This window comes from Trichocoleus sp. DQ-A3 (assembly GCF_039961975.1).
In the GTDB taxonomy this organism is placed as follows: domain Bacteria; phylum Cyanobacteriota; class Cyanobacteriia; order Cyanobacteriales; family FACHB-T130; genus FACHB-T130.
The window spans coordinates 50,292-64,669 of the sequence record NZ_JAMPKC010000006.1; the positions used below are offsets into that span (position 1 = coordinate 50,292).

15 protein-coding genes are annotated in these 14,378 nt (G+C 41.6%); 2 read left to right on the forward strand and 13 right to left on the reverse strand.

Going from position 1 to position 14,378, the window contains the following annotated elements; translation table 11 throughout:
* The first annotated feature begins 488 nt into the window (after nt 1–488).
* On the forward strand, nt 489–1,193 hold the full coding sequence (locus NDI44_RS12295) for a DUF547 domain-containing protein (RefSeq protein ID WP_190411517.1): 705 nt from the start codon (nt 489–491) through the stop codon (nt 1,191–1,193).
* Nucleotides 1,194–1,371: 178 nt separating this feature from the next.
* Here the strand turns inward: NDI44_RS12295 and NDI44_RS12300 are convergent, their stop codons facing one another.
* The 13 genes from NDI44_RS12300 to NDI44_RS12360 all read right to left on the reverse strand — a co-directional run bounded on the left by NDI44_RS12300 (nt 1,372) and on the right by NDI44_RS12360 (nt 13,261).
* Nucleotides 1,372–2,127, reverse strand: a complete 756-nt coding sequence (locus tag NDI44_RS12300; protein WP_190411518.1) for a TIGR04283 family arsenosugar biosynthesis glycosyltransferase — start codon at nt 2,125–2,127, stop codon at nt 1,372–1,374.
* An 80-nt stretch (nt 2,128–2,207) separates the two neighbouring features.
* Nucleotides 2,208–3,098 carry a M48 family metalloprotease gene (locus NDI44_RS12305; protein ID WP_190411519.1) on the reverse strand — a complete coding sequence of 297 codons (891 nt, stop codon included), beginning with the start codon at nt 3,096–3,098 and terminating at the stop codon, nt 2,208–2,210.
* 222 nt (nt 3,099–3,320) lie between these two features.
* The gene (locus NDI44_RS12310) at nt 3,321–4,445 is read right to left on the reverse strand and encodes a nucleotidyltransferase family protein (RefSeq protein ID WP_348235285.1); all 1,125 of its coding nucleotides are present in this window, start codon (nt 4,443–4,445) and stop codon (nt 3,321–3,323) included.
* Between the two features lie 45 nt (nt 4,446–4,490).
* Entirely contained in the window at nt 4,491–5,417 is a 927-nt protein-coding gene (locus NDI44_RS12315) for an SMP-30/gluconolactonase/LRE family protein (protein ID WP_190411521.1), read from the reverse strand.
* A 28-nt stretch (nt 5,418–5,445) separates the two neighbouring features.
* Nucleotides 5,446–6,324, reverse strand: a complete 879-nt coding sequence (locus tag NDI44_RS12320; protein WP_190411522.1) for an SDR family oxidoreductase — start codon at nt 6,322–6,324, stop codon at nt 5,446–5,448.
* Between the two features lie 2 nt (nt 6,325–6,326).
* Nucleotides 6,327–7,046: a glycosyltransferase family A protein gene (locus NDI44_RS12325; protein ID WP_190411523.1), complete on the reverse strand. Its 720-nt coding sequence runs from the start codon at nt 7,044–7,046 to the stop codon at nt 6,327–6,329.
* 179 nt (nt 7,047–7,225) lie between these two features.
* On the reverse strand, nt 7,226–7,936 hold the full coding sequence (locus tag NDI44_RS12330; protein WP_190411524.1) for a glycosyltransferase: 711 nt from the start codon (nt 7,934–7,936) through the stop codon (nt 7,226–7,228).
* A gap of 21 nt (nt 7,937–7,957) precedes the next feature.
* Complete coding sequence (locus tag NDI44_RS12335; protein WP_190411525.1) at nt 7,958–8,728, reverse strand: glycosyltransferase family A protein; 771 nt, start codon at nt 8,726–8,728, stop codon at nt 7,958–7,960.
* 3 nt (nt 8,729–8,731) lie between these two features.
* A complete protein-coding gene (locus tag NDI44_RS12340; RefSeq protein ID WP_190411526.1) occupies nt 8,732–9,814 on the reverse strand; it encodes a serine kinase in 1,083 nt (360 codons plus the stop codon).
* Nucleotides 9,815–9,921: 107 nt separating this feature from the next.
* Nucleotides 9,922–10,383: a PqqD family protein gene (locus NDI44_RS12345; RefSeq protein ID WP_190411527.1), complete on the reverse strand. Its 462-nt coding sequence runs from the start codon at nt 10,381–10,383 to the stop codon at nt 9,922–9,924.
* Nucleotides 10,384–10,692: 309 nt separating this feature from the next.
* Nucleotides 10,693–11,940 (reverse strand): nucleotidyltransferase family protein, encoded by a 1,248-nt coding sequence (locus tag NDI44_RS12350; RefSeq protein WP_190411528.1) that lies wholly within the window; start codon nt 11,938–11,940, stop codon nt 10,693–10,695.
* Nucleotides 11,941–12,399: 459 nt separating this feature from the next.
* Entirely contained in the window at nt 12,400–12,735 is a 336-nt protein-coding gene (locus NDI44_RS12355) for a carbon dioxide-concentrating mechanism protein CcmK (RefSeq protein ID WP_190411529.1), read from the reverse strand.
* 214 nt (nt 12,736–12,949) lie between these two features.
* Complete coding sequence (locus tag NDI44_RS12360) at nt 12,950–13,261, reverse strand: carbon dioxide-concentrating mechanism protein CcmK (RefSeq protein ID WP_190411530.1); 312 nt, start codon at nt 13,259–13,261, stop codon at nt 12,950–12,952.
* Nucleotides 13,262–13,599: 338 nt separating this feature from the next.
* Here NDI44_RS12360 and ubiG point away from each other — a divergent pair, with 338 nt between their 5' ends.
* Nucleotides 13,600–14,340, forward strand: a complete 741-nt coding sequence (ubiG, locus tag NDI44_RS12365; protein WP_190411718.1) for a bifunctional 2-polyprenyl-6-hydroxyphenol methylase/3-demethylubiquinol 3-O-methyltransferase UbiG — start codon at nt 13,600–13,602, stop codon at nt 14,338–14,340.
* Nucleotides 14,341–14,378 lie beyond the last annotated feature (38 nt).

Here is a 14,378-nt window from a genome sequence, read left to right on the forward strand (position 1 = left end):
ATCCATTAAAAATAATAACAGACAAGTTTATAATCGCTTAATTATTAAAGGTTAGGTTTATAAAAAATGGGTTTATTAAAACCAAAACCAGTTGAAAATTATGTCAATTGTCTGACCATAATCCCCCTCATGGCTATATAGATAAAAACCTCCGAGGTTGCGGGTAGTCTTTGATAATCGCCAGCTAAACACACGTTAGGTTGCGCTTAGTATGCTTTAGTCATTCGCGTGCGCGTGGTGCTGATATTTGCAATTTCAGCTTCAGCCTTGTGAGCTTTTTTACAGCTACCCTTACCTTTTAAAGCATCCTCTAAAAAGAGAGGGGAGTTCAATTCTTCTCCCTTCCCTTATCGGGAATCACACATCTTGCACCAGTTGCAATAACCCGCCCAGAAATTTATTTCTGGGTGGGTTTTGAGGCTGACGTGCAAGAGGTCAGGAACTTTAATATGGGGTTAGATTTGTCCGCTCGGAGAAAGTATTGAGCCATGATCGACTTTACAGTTTGGGATGAGCTACTGCGCCGATACGTCGATCTAGAAGGTCGCGTCGATTATCATGCTTGGTCTTCAGAGCGATCGCAAGCGCTTTCACAATGGCTGAATTCCTTGCAGGAAGTAGATTTGGGGGATTATCCCAACCTAGATGAACGGTTAGCGCTGTGGCTGAATTTATATAATGCGATCGCGCTCAATCAAGTTCTAGAACGCTATCCCATCCCCTCCATCCGACCGAAGATTTTAGGAATTCCCAACTGGCTTGCCTTCCTGTTGTTCTTCATCCGTCCCGTCTATTCCTTTGCAGGTAAACGCTACAGCCTCAACCAAATCGAACATGGCATCCTCCGCCGCGAATTTGACGAACCCCTCATCCACTTCGCCCTTGTTTGTGCATCCATCGGTTGTCCGTTGTTGCGAAACGGTGCATACTTTCCGGAATCGGTGCGGACTCAGTTAGAGGATGACGCCAGCCGTTTTATCAATAATCCCGATAAAGTTCGCTACGATTTCCAAACGGGAACGCTTTACTGTAGCAAAATTTTCAAGTGGTACAAGAGCGATTTACTGAAAGTCGCACCTTCAATTCCTGAATACATCCGCTTGTATTTAAAAACCGACGTGCCTCTTGACGCTTCAACGCCGATTTCCTATCTCTATTACGAGTGGAATCTGAATGAAAAAAAGAGTTATTAGTTGTTAGTTGAGCGACAGCAGATGCACTTTGATATCAAATTCAGTAATTACCCACTCCCCGGAACCCCACCCCGCCAACGCCTGCGGCTCTGGCTCCCCTCCCCGCTTGCGGGGAGGGGTTGGGGGGTGGGGTTCTTTTATTATGGGAAATTAAACAGATTCTATAACTAATAACGAATTAGCGAATTTCCTCATAAAACTTTTTCAGGTAAGTTGCTTCAACTCCGATACCCCAAAGAAAGCCGATGTAGAGATATATCGCGGTAGCCTTCAGCGAACCCCATTTTGCCACACGGCGATCGCTACTTTGCACAACTCGATTCACTTGACGAATCCGACCTCGTTGCACCAACTTCAGGCACAAATCCGCTTCCTCCATAATTGGCAATGCCGGATCAAATCCGCCACATTTCCAGAAATCGGCGCGACGACAAAACATCACCTGATCGCCAAATAACAATCGCAACCCCTGAAAAAACAAACGAGGTCGGAAAAGCAGCGGCGCGTAGTAAGTTTTGAGGTAATTATGCAGCGAAACTCCCCAGCGCGTCGTCTGGGAACCTGTCATCAAAGAAATAAACCCGCCGCCAGCAACAGATGGATCGGCTAAAGTTTGCTCAACCACTGCCACAAAATCATCTGGAACCGAAGTATCTGCGTGTAAGAAGCACAGGATATCTCCCGTCGCCGCCTCTGCGCCTCGGTTCATCTGCACTGAACGTCCGCGAACATCACAACAGAGGACACGCGCTTGAGATGACGGGGCGATCGCTTGTAAGATCCGCTGGGCGATCGCAACTGTCTCATCGTCACTTCCCCCATCTACCACCAGCACTTCCCAAGCTGGAGGATCTAGCAAATTCAACTGGCGCAGCGTGCGTTCCAAGCACGTCGCCTCATTCAGCGTGGGAATAATAATCGAAACGCGAGACATCTCCGGTTTAGCATCCTCATTCAATAAAAAACCGGCGTTACCACCGGCTAAAATCAAGCATCACCAGCACTGCTTGCACATTATGCGATCGCTGGAGTCATTTGCTTTTGTTGCTTTTGTTGCTGAGCCAATTCTACGAGACGACGAATCCGATCCTCAGTCGGGGGATGGGTACGGAAAAGAGATTGCAACCCTTTTGTCGAGATAGGATTGACAATCAGTAGCGGCGACATCGTGGGATTGCCGTTCATCGGAATCTGATGACCCATTGCCTCAAGCTTCTCCAACGCACTGGCAAGCGCCAAAGGATTCCCCGTGATTTCAGCCGAACCCAAGTCAGCAGAATACTCCCTGGTGCGGGAAATCGCAAACTGGATTAGCGCCGCAGTAATAGGAGCCAAAACGATTAGAAACAAGGCACCCAAAGCGTTTCCACCTCGGCGGTCATCGCGGGTGACAGGGCCGTAGAGCGCTCCCAAAGTGAGAATCCGTCCGACAAAAGTAATCGCTCCAGCGATGGTGCCTACAACTGCCTGAGTTAAAGTGTCGCGGTTTTTGACGTGGGTAAGTTCGTGAGCCAAAACACCTTCAAGTTCTTCGCGGGAGAGTAATTCTATAATCCCTTGAGTCACTGCCACAGAAGCATGATCCGGATCTCGCCCGGTTGCAAAAGCATTGGGGGATTTGGTTGGCACTAAAAACAGTTTCGGCATGGGAATCCCCGCCTTTTGGCTCAAAGAAGCTACCATATCGTAGAGTTCTGGAGCCTCCTGACGCTCTAGTGGTTGGGCGCGATACGCCATCAAGGCGGCTTGGTCAGAATAGTACCAGGAGCTAAAACTACTGAATGCAGCAAAAGCCAGACCTAAATATAGCCCCTGCTCGTTGCCGACCAGATAATAGCCACCCAGAACCAGAAGACCGCTGAGGAGTCCCAGCAACGCTGCTGTCTTAATTTGGTTTCCAAACATGATGATTAGAAAGCAGTTGTTGAAGATTTTCTTTATTTGTTCTTAAGTTCTCAGATTCTGGAGTGTCTAGGCTCTATCTCATGTATGAGACTTGCCTCTTCCGGCTGGTAGGGAAATGTGTAAAGGGCTTTAGGAGACGCTTATAGTTATCTGCTAGTGCATTGATGGCGATCGCTTCTACCCTGGTTGTCTTCATCTCTTTTCAGGTGAAAGCGATCGCGATTACCAAACGAGCCTTTTTATACCCCGCATCATTGCTTGCAATGGAACTTCCCATAAATGTTCTAAACCCCAGATATATTGTAGATATCTGGGAAAACCTAAAAATTCTAATTTAGAATTATCCGTATTTACTGCTCTTGAATATTGTATATATCTCATTATCAAACCCTCGGAAAATGATTTTCTTTTTCTACTCGTGAGCTGATATTCGCTGCACTCAAATTTAGAAACGGGTATACTCTGTACTTCTTGTAAAATCGACAGAGGGATTGGGGAATATAGGATTTTATGTAATTTTGTCAGTATATTTTGTATGGGCAAAATTAAGCGATATTTTTGTGCCAGAGTTACCAGTCGGTTCCAATCAATTTCTGCTTGGTATGAGTTGAGAAGTATTGCGGCATCAGCTAGCCGACTAATTGGAAAAACAAAATTACTCATTCCTCCATATACACAAACGTACAATAGCTGATCGGTAGGATTTAAAACATAAGTTGATAAGTCATCCAGCTTGGTTAATATCGCACTATCCCAAAAATATTTTTCAGCATCTTCTTGAAAACCATCTGCGAACAGATGCCAGCGAAGATTAAACTGTTGTTTTAATTCATTGTCAAATCCTAGAGTATGAGAGAAGGGCGTAATTGTAACTGGTATTTTTCCTTTGGCTCTCCAGCCAATTTTTTGTAACAGACTTACGGCTGCTAAAGCATCTGCTGGATGAACTAAAAAATCAAAATTATGTATCATTCGTGAGCCATAATCTTTGTAATAATGTAGATTCAAAGCTGCATCCTTGAGCAGCATTGTTGTGATACCATCATTCTGAAAACAACTGATAATAGCTGCGACTTGTTGCAACAAAACTTGGGTTTCACACCATGTGCGTCGGTAAACTCCCTTTAGTCTTGCCATATGCAGATCCGTCACGCCATGTGCGGATAAGTTGCGATAAAGTAAAGGCAGCAATCGATAGGATTCTACATCGAGATTCTCAAGATCGGCAGATGCTTTCCATTGATTCCAAGAATCAATTGCCTCTTCTCCCTGCAACAGTGCTGCCCGCAAAAGCAATTTTTGCTCGGAATTAAGCCAGTCACAGCTATCCTTATTATATAGATTCATTTTAGGCATCTTTTGTAATTGAAAATTTCAAACGATGGTAATCAATTAAGGCACTTTGATGCCTGGAACATTTACTCGAATTTTGTAAACAGAAGTGCCAGCAGTAATATAAAGACTTTGCAAATCATCATCTCCCCAAGCACAATTCGCTGGCACCTCCGGAGTCACAATTGTTCCCAAATGATTCCCTTCTGGATCAAAAACCCACACGCCTCCTGCACCTGTGCAGTAGATATGTCCTTGCACGTCTACTTTCATCCCATCAGGTAAAGCAGGTTTCTTACCATTGATATTGTAAAAAATGCGACTGTTGGCAAGTTTACCGTCAGCTTGAACGTCGAATACGCGAATATGACGGCGTTCAGAATCGTCGATATAAAGCTTTTTTTCATCCGGTGAAAATGCTAGTCCATTGGGTTTATCAAAATCGTCGGCTACGACAATAATTTCTTTGCCATCAGACGAGAGGCGGTAAACCCCCTGGATTGGTTGTTCCTGCTGTTCGGGTTTGATGCCATAAGGCGGATCTGTGAAGTAGATAGAACCGTCACTTTTCACGACAACATCATTAGGACTATTCAGTTTATTACCTTGAAATTTATCAGCTAAGACGGTAATCGAACCATCTTTTTCGGTGCGGGTGACGCGGCGCGTTCCGTGTTCACAAGCAATGAGTCGTCCTTGCTTATCTCTAGTCAAACCATTGGAATTATGGCTAGTCTCTCTAAAGACTGTTACGTCACTACTGGGAGTCAGTTTAAAGATTTTGTTAGCTGGAATATCACTAAAGAGGAGATACTTTTCTTCAGCAAACCAAATAGGGCCTTCTGTAAATTCAAATCCCGTAGCCACACGCTCAACAGTTGCATTTTTAGGGAAAAGACTTTTAACTGCTTGACATTTCGCCTCCAAGTGCCCTGAAAATAATTGCTTTTCTACTTTTCTTTTTACCCATTTTATGATATTAAACATTTGGTTTTCTTTAAAATAACAAGCTTTTTTATTGATTCAGATATTCGGCATAACGATGATTATATAATGACAACCCAGCATCGATTTTGAGAACGGTTCCAGTCGTAAATTTTGAAAAATAGTCGGAGGCTAGGTAAACAGCAGCCCGACCAATATAACAAGGATTGATTGAACTGTTATGCAGCGGAGTATAGCTGTGACGGAGGGAGTTTCCTTGCTCATCTTCCGCTACCCAGCCGGGAGCGATTCCGTTAACTTTTACCCCAGAAGTTGCCAATTCTAGAGCCAATTCTTTGATAATCATTCCTAATGCAGCTTTTGAGGAGCTGTAACTAGGCCAACGTACAAGTTCCCATTGGTGAATAGACGTGATATATATAATCGAGCCATGAATGCGATGATTAACCATCATTTCAGAAATAAGCTTTGTGAGATACATTGGCCCGAAAACATTTGTATTAAAGGTTTTATGCCATTCTCCTAAATCAAGGTTTTTTATCTGGCTCGTCTCAAATTGGATTCCCACATTGTTGACAAGAACATCAATATTTATTTTGTTTTCTAATAAATAATTACATAAATAATCGTTATCTTCAGTCTTAGAAATATCTAACACAAAGGCTCTTGACTTAACTGGATAGCAACTTAATTCTTTTTCTAAATTTTCACATCCTTCCCGAACTAGGTCAGTGAAGAAAATGTTTGCGCCTTGTTTTGCCATTTCAAGAGCAATACTTCTGCCAATATTTCTGGCTGCTCCAGTTATCAGAACATTTTTTCCAGCTAAAAGCTGATTATCGATAACTACCGAAGGCTCTGTTGCTGGTTTTGTAACTACCAACTTTGGAGCTGTAGGCGGATTCACGAAGGCTGTTAAGGCAGCTTTAAGGCGAGTTTTCAAACTCATATTTATTGAGAAAATGAAGAATTATTTTCTGGCAAAGTTGCGGCGCGGCGTCGGTCGAGTGAAGCTTTAATCAGCCGGACATAATCAGTCCGCGCTTCACGCTGGCGAATGCTCAGATTGGTTTCGTGCAACCGCCTTGACATCAAGAGGTCTGGTAACATCTTTTCACGCAATCCCAGCTCTGTTGCACGCGCATACCAACTGATAAATTCTCCCATTTGTAAGTTGGTTTCAAATTTTCCTACCCGAAGAAAAGCTTCCCGTTTAAGCAGCATGGTTCCAGGGTGATATCCCGCCATTAATTCAGGAGGACAGTATATTTTATTCTTGATGCTTTCATCTAATTCGGGACTGTGAAACTGTTGAACGTATCCGAAGACTATATCAATATCGGGTTCGCTCTCAAAAACCTGCATTTGACAAGTCAATTTATCTTTGACCCAAAAATCATCTGCATCGAGAAAAGCAAAGAAACTTCCTTGCGCTAATTCTGTGCCATAATTTCGGGCAGCACCAGCACCGCTTTGGGATTGGGAATAGTACCGCACTGATGACGCAAAGTGCTTTGCTACTTCTGCACTGTTATCTGTTGAACCATCATCTATTACAATGATTTCCAGTGGCTGATAAGTTTGAGCTAGTACGCTTTCAATCGCTTCAGCCAGATAGCGATCGCAATTATAGACAGGGATAATAACGCTAACTAAAAAAGAATTATTCATTCTTAATCAAAGTCTTTCTTTCTAATTTAAGTTGCAATATCTTTAAATAAATCTATTGAAGTAAATCCTTTTGATGTTTTTCATTTGCAAAAGTTTAAGCAGATTTTAGTAAATCTACACTTTTGAAAAAAGTATTTGGTTTTTATAAAACTCTGTTGGCTCTAAATAATGCGATCGCTTCATTGTTGAATTGCATCTTTTTTAATTTTGGCACGACGTTGACGATTAACAGATTGCTTAAGTATCTGCAATAATTCTTGATTGTTTATCTCAGCATTGGATGATAGATTTTGGGTGTGAACTCGTTTATATAGAAAAACTTCGGGGATAACAGCCATAGGTATATTTTCATCTTTGGCTCTAGCAAACCAATCGACATCGCTAGCAATCACCAGGTTAGTGTTAAATTTACCAACTGAATTTAATAGGGATTTCCGCACTATTACAGTTCCAGGGATAGGCCCAACAATATCTTTGTCTAATAGATCTTTCTTGAAACCTAAGGGGATAGGACATTCTGGCTCTAAAATAAACCTAAATTTAGCGATCGCATATTGAATTGTTGGATTGTTGATAAGGTAATCAACCTGAAGACTTAGTTTATTGGGTGTCCATACATCATCGTGGTCAAGAAAAGCAATAAATTTTCCTTTCGCAGCCTCAATCCCAAGATTCCAAGCGTCAGCAAGGCCCTGACCAGCTTGCCAAATATAGCGAACTCGTTCATAAGACTTGGCAATTTTTTCAGTATTATCTGTTGATTTACCATCAACAACAATAATTTCATAGTCTTCATAAGTTTGCGATAGAACGCTTTCGATAGCATCTGCTAATCGATGTTCTCCATTCTTGACAGCAATAATTACACTGACTAGCGGTAAATATTCCATTGTATTATTTTTTTGAGGATTTTACATTATTTTAGGAATTTCAGGAGAAGTGCCAAGGTACTCATTAATTGGCATATCTAATAAAGAAGCCTTTTGATAATTCCCTCGTTTTCGGCACCGATCTAAATGTTTTTTGAAAATCCTTACAAATCCAAGCTCGACTAAGTTTTTTCCAACGGTCATGTTATCTTCGTGCTTGCGATAAAACAAACTAACCCGTTCTAATACAACTTTTGAAATCCCATTTTCCCACGCTCGGATAAACCAATCGACATCTTCAGCATAGTTAAGTGTTTCATCAAATAAGCCAATTTTATCAAAAACTAACCTCCGATAAATTGCGCTTCCTAAATTTATATAGCTATAAGGATTGTAAGCAGGTTCAAAAAGGGGCTGATTGTTCGTTGTAATTTGACATAGCTTCATTTGTTGAATTAATCCCTGGACAATCTCTACTGAGGGGTTATCTACTAAATAACCTACTTGCAGTTTCAGTTTATCTTCTGACCATAAATCGTCAACATCTAAAAAAGCGATCGCATCCCCTTCTGCTATACTTAAACCACGGTTACGAGCCGCTGCTGGACCGCTGTTATCTTGATAAACATAGCGGATACTATTTTTGAATTGTGCTGCTACTTCCGCTGTTCCATCAGTTGAGCCATCATCAACAATGATAATTTCTAAAGGCTGATATTCTTGATTTTTGACATTAAAGATTACTTCTGATAAAAATTTTTCTCCGTTGTAAACAGGGATAATAACGCTAACGAACAATTGGCGATTTTCCATTGGCTATCGATTGGAAATAAGGTTTAAAATTACTTCAGGAATTTGCCCTAAATTGGTGCCAAGTTCTAAGTAATAACAAGGAAGCTGGCTAACGATTTTCATCATCATCTGGCAAGCTTCCTTGCCAGCACCCGGTAGTTGTAGGATGGTACTTGGTACAAGTGATGCTAAGGCTGCTGCCGATGAGGTGGCTGTTAACTTAGTATCTGTTTCCCCAGTAATGCGTGGAATTAAAATTCCTCGAAGGGGAAAACTGGGCAAGATTTTTTCGGGAAAATGGTCGTTGATGAAATAAAGCGCTTTTTCCGAATCTAAGCGATCGCTATTGCTAATTGCCTTAGCGAGAAACGGCAATCTTTGAACATCATCGGCATTTTTTTTGCCAGTGCTGTAAATGCTAAAAACAGTTGGAGTGGGGTCGGAAGTAATCAAACTATAGTCGTCGCTGGCATAGAAAAGCTCAGAGTTAAGGCAGGTTAAAGCTGTAGTTGATTTACCAGACCCCCCTTTTCCGACTAGCAACACGCCGCCACTGGGCATTCCAACTGCACCCGCATGAACCAGTTGCAATCCCTGCTTACTCATCCAGACGTTAAAAATTGTCCGTAGCGGAGAACCTGCCTCCCAGTAAGGAAGTTGTTCGGTTGTCTCAACCCAATAGATTCCCAGGTTGCGATCGCTATCTAAAATACTTAACGCAAACGCTCCCCATTGGAAACTGGTATGAATGCGCTCATTAGTAAACCCGATAATTTCCCCACGCTTTGGATGATGATGATTTATTTGCCAAGGTGGAGGTGGCATTACGGTGTTTGTCGAGGCGCTATCCCACAAACAAACTGTCAGCGCTGGATCTGAAACGGCTTCTGTAGCTAAATGTCCTAAAGCAGGTGTCATGTAGGAAATTAAAGCTGAACCAGCAAAACGCAACCGAATTTTAAACCCGCCTAAGCAATAAAAACGGTCAATAGAACCAGATGCAGCCTCAGCTTTTTCGTATAATTCATAAACCGTATTAAAAAAGGCTAAAGGGTCTTTCGCTTCTGTTTTAGTGGCAATCTCAGATGCCAACTCGTTAGTCATCATGTTGAAAAAACTTAAGGAATTAGCTGAAACCTAGGGGCAAATCCTGACGGCTGCCCCTTCCCAATACACCTTGAAGCTGCTGATAATGATGCCAAATGCTGATTTAATCAGGCTTCAACTTTAACATTAGGCCAGCCCACCACCTCATTCACTTCGTGAATGGGGTCTAAAGCTAGCAATTCTTCCATATCTGTATATTTTTCTAAAGTTGGGGGTGAAAAGCTCAGCTTTTCAGGATTGTCGTTTGTGGTGCTTGGTGCGCTGTCTATATTTAAATTTTTAGGATCTTCTGTGCCATCAAGAGTAATGAGTTCTTCTTGCTGCAATCTGGCAATAAAATCATTGACAGTATTTTCAATATTTTGGCGATCGCCATCGTAGCACTGGATTATTTTTTGGATAATATTGCTTTTGGAAGTCCCTTTAATAATTTCTTCCCAAATATCAGCTCCAACTTTTACTAAGCTATAATAATCTCCCTTATCTAAGTTGACGATTACAACTTCACCATCAATCGTTTCGTGGACAACTTTAGGAGCATTCGCCTTAAATATCTCTGAATGATTCATGATTTTTTTGCTATACTACCAAGCTTTGTTTCGCTTTTCTTAACCCTAAGCTAACCTTGAGATATTCTAATGTCAAGGTATAACTAATTAGGTTTATTGCTAAACTTATAGACTTTATAATGATTCCGCTTATATTATAAACTAACGATTTTAAATAATATTAGTTATTAAAAAATACATATTATGAGCTTTTGATTTAGTTTAAATTTAAAGCTCATAATATGTATCCGGTTTAAAATTGAAAAACATTTATTCCTTACTTACTACCATTTTGATTAAGGAATAAATTTTATAGTTTAAGCATGAAAATCATAAGTTTTTTTTACTCAGCTTGAATCTTTTTAATATTTGCTCTCCTATTAGCCTGAGTGGTCGCAGCAAATAGTAAAGGAAAGCTGGAAATTCCGCCAAAGGTAGTAGCAACCAGTCGGTAGTAGTCGGAGTGATTGCTAATTTCAGAGAATACCGTACCCTGTCAATTAGGCGTTCTCTGGCTTTTAAATGGAAGCGGGTGGTTGTCCCGTCTTTAACAGATCCGTCCGACAAACGGAAAAGCTGTTCGCATACTTCAGCCGCCAGCAATTCTACCGCTGGGTCAGCCTGAATCTTTTGCCAGACATCATCTGGCAGGGCAGTTCCTAGAAGACGATGTGCCAGCCTTAAACCTATAAACAACATTCGCTGACCGCCCTTGGCGCTAGCTTGCTGCATCAGTTTGACCCAATCTAGCTGCGGATGGCTGCGGATAAGTTCGGCTACGTCGCAGATTCTTGCCAGTTGCGTCCAACAGTCTTTGGTTCCGTGTCCGCAAATCGTTAGCAACGAATTCTCTGGGGAGAGGTTGGGAACTGTCGTTCCAGCAATGGAGACTGGCTCCAGGTCATCCCACAATTCTTTAGAATCGATGGGAAAAGAAAAATACTTTGGCATTACTCCCCAGTGCAGTTCCACCAACACTCCTTTCTGGTGGTTTCTAAATGGATAGGCGGCTTCGCGTACAAATTGATGAATATGAGGCGATCGCACAAAAGCCGCTTCCTGTTCTTGAGTCACTTCGATGCGCTCGATTTTCATCTGGTATCCTTGAGACAAAAACAGCGCCTTTGCCCTTTCGATGTCTCTTTCTTGCACCAGAATGTCTAAATCCCAGAACTGTCTTCTCAACAAATTACCGTAGGCAGAAGCGGCTAATACTGGACCTTTGAAAGGTAGAACCGGAATTCCTTGTGCTTCAAATAGATTCACAAGTCTAACCAGTTCGCCGCTCAAAAATAGGCTGCGTCGTGTGAGGGTTTGAAAATCAGCCCGCAACTTAGCCAGAATATCCTTCGGAACCGCTTCCGGACAGGTGCTGTTTAGGTTCCAATACAAAAGCGGCATCACCCTATGCTCAGTCGCCATTTGCATCAGTTCTGCCCAGTCTATATTGTTTTCCTGGAGTAGAGTAACTAGCCGCTCAACTCTTTCCAATTCCATCCGAGTACTGGCACAGATTAGCAGCACTTCGATTTCAGGGCGAGTACCTACCGATGAAGCTTTAGCAAGTAATGTTTGCAATATCTGGCTCCACTAATTTAGCTAAGTCTGGTAGTAATATTCACAATTCATCAATTTTTATATACAACTACGGCATTATTTGTATAGTTCTGATAAAAATGTAGGGAATTTTAGTAAAGATTTAGTAATTTCTAGTTTTTGTCAGTATTTGTACGATGCTAGCGTCACGAAATTTTCACGATACGAGAAACTCCAAATTTTAGAACCCTGACGAATCAAGGGTTTAAGAAATTGCCTTTAGGGTAAGGTGAAAAACGAACATCATTAACCACTTGTAAGAGAGAGGTTTTCTCCGGTTTAAAGGGAAAGTGAGTCTTATTCAAAAAATATTGCTAAAAAAACCCATTTTCTTGAAGAAAACGGGTTGTAACAGCAGCTATGATTTTGGACGCTCTCTTGCAGGCAGTCTTTCTACTCAGCAGGCGCTGCTTACGCGCCTTTCGCTAACAGATGTTTCCACTACCTGCGGACTATCGGCTGTTCGACAGCATCTCGAAACTGTTGCACGTCTTCAGTGAAGCCAATTGGCAGTACACTCACGACATTTTCATGGGGACGGGGAATAATCACCCAGGATTCTACAACGCCACCATAAACTTTTTCTACTGCGGCAATTCCCGCCTCCATTGAGGTTTTCACTTCTGAAACATCGCCCCGAATATTGACATTAAAACGGGCGCTACCAACTCGGATATATCCGACTAGGGTAACTCTTCCAGCTTTAACCATCGCATCTGCCGCTGCTAGGACAGCAGGAAAGCCTTTCGTTTCTATCGATCCAACTGCCTGTGGCATTGGCTATCTCCTGAATTTGAATTTAATTGAGTTACGTAGAGCTAAGAACTAATTGTACGAATTTTCGATGCACCTTTGGATCGAAATGCCCCTTGCCTTTACTTTCCCACTTTTTGACTTGACAAAAGACCAAACAATCGAGTAAACAAAATCCCAATAATTGCTGGGATAGCTGGCAATGTCTACTCGCAATTAAGTTCCGATTGTTAACCAACTACGACATACGGAACTGTTCAACTTTTTGGGTGAAATGAATGGGCATAACAGTTTCAACATTTTCCGTAGGATTGGGGATGATGTAGTGGGAGATCACTTGACCTCCGTAGACTGTCTCTGCGGCTTTAATCCCTGCCTCAACAGCGATGTTGACTTCAGAAACTTTTCCCCGAACGGAGACCATAAAGTTCCCTTTTTCTACAAGTGCATAATGAACCAGCGTGACTGCACCAGCTTTAACCATTGCGTCTGCTGCTGCTAGTACAGCTGGGAACCCTAACGTTTCAATCGTTCCCACTGCCTGTGGCATAAAATCAGCTCCTTGAGTCCCAGCAATATTCCCAGCAATATTTCATTGTACGAGGCTTGTGATAATATTTTTGATTTTAGATTATAAGATTTATGCTTCTGGAGACAAAGCGAGAAGCGTGGCTGCGGGCAGTATACGCTAGCTATTATCGCTCAGATGCAGCGAAGATAGCGATCGCTACCTTTCATAAAGGACATCCTACTAGATGCCGATAGGCTAGAAGTGGAATGATTGAGTTCGCAATGTCAGCATAATTTTCCCACTGAAGCAGCGACTAAAATTACCTTAGATGCGTTTGTCCTATCAACCTTCCCACATACAGGATGCAAAGCAAACACTTGAAAAAAAACGACTTAAAATTTTATGATTTGAGTGCAGATAGGTGGTGGCAGGAAGATGAGAAAATCTATGCTCTCTATCATCTCAATCAACCCCGATTTGATTTTTTTGACCGCTATGTTTCAAATTGGCAGGGATTGCAAGCCTTAGATGTTGGATGTGGCGGCGGATTTACCTGCGAATTTATGGCGAAAAGAGGAGTAAAAGTCTCAGGAATCGACCAATCGGCTAAATGTATTCAACAAGCCCAAGATCACGCATCTCTAACCGGGCTTCAGATTGACTATCAACACGGATATTCTGAAAACCTCCCTTATCAAGCTAATACTTTTGATATTGTTGTTTGTGTTGATGTTTTGGAGCATATTACAGATTTACGTCAGACAATTTCTGAAATATATAGAATTTTAAAGCCAAACGGCTTGTTTTTATTTGACACAATTAATAAAACTTTTACCTCTAAGTTTATAATGATTTGGTTGTTAGAAAATATTTTGCAGGAGATTCCTCGTGGTATTCACGATTGGAATAAGTTTATTAAGCCGCAAGAATTAACAAGCTTGATGCATAGCCAGGGATTTAACAGTATAGAAATTAAAGGGTTTAATATATTTGGTGAAAGCATTTACCGAAACTTGCTTGCTTATATTCACTACAAAAAAACGGGCAAATTTCAAGTAGAAATTAGTAACAATACTTCAGTCATGTATATTGGTAAAGCAATAAAATCTCCTAAATAATTGCTGCTTGTTATTGAATTTATGGGCAATTAAAATAA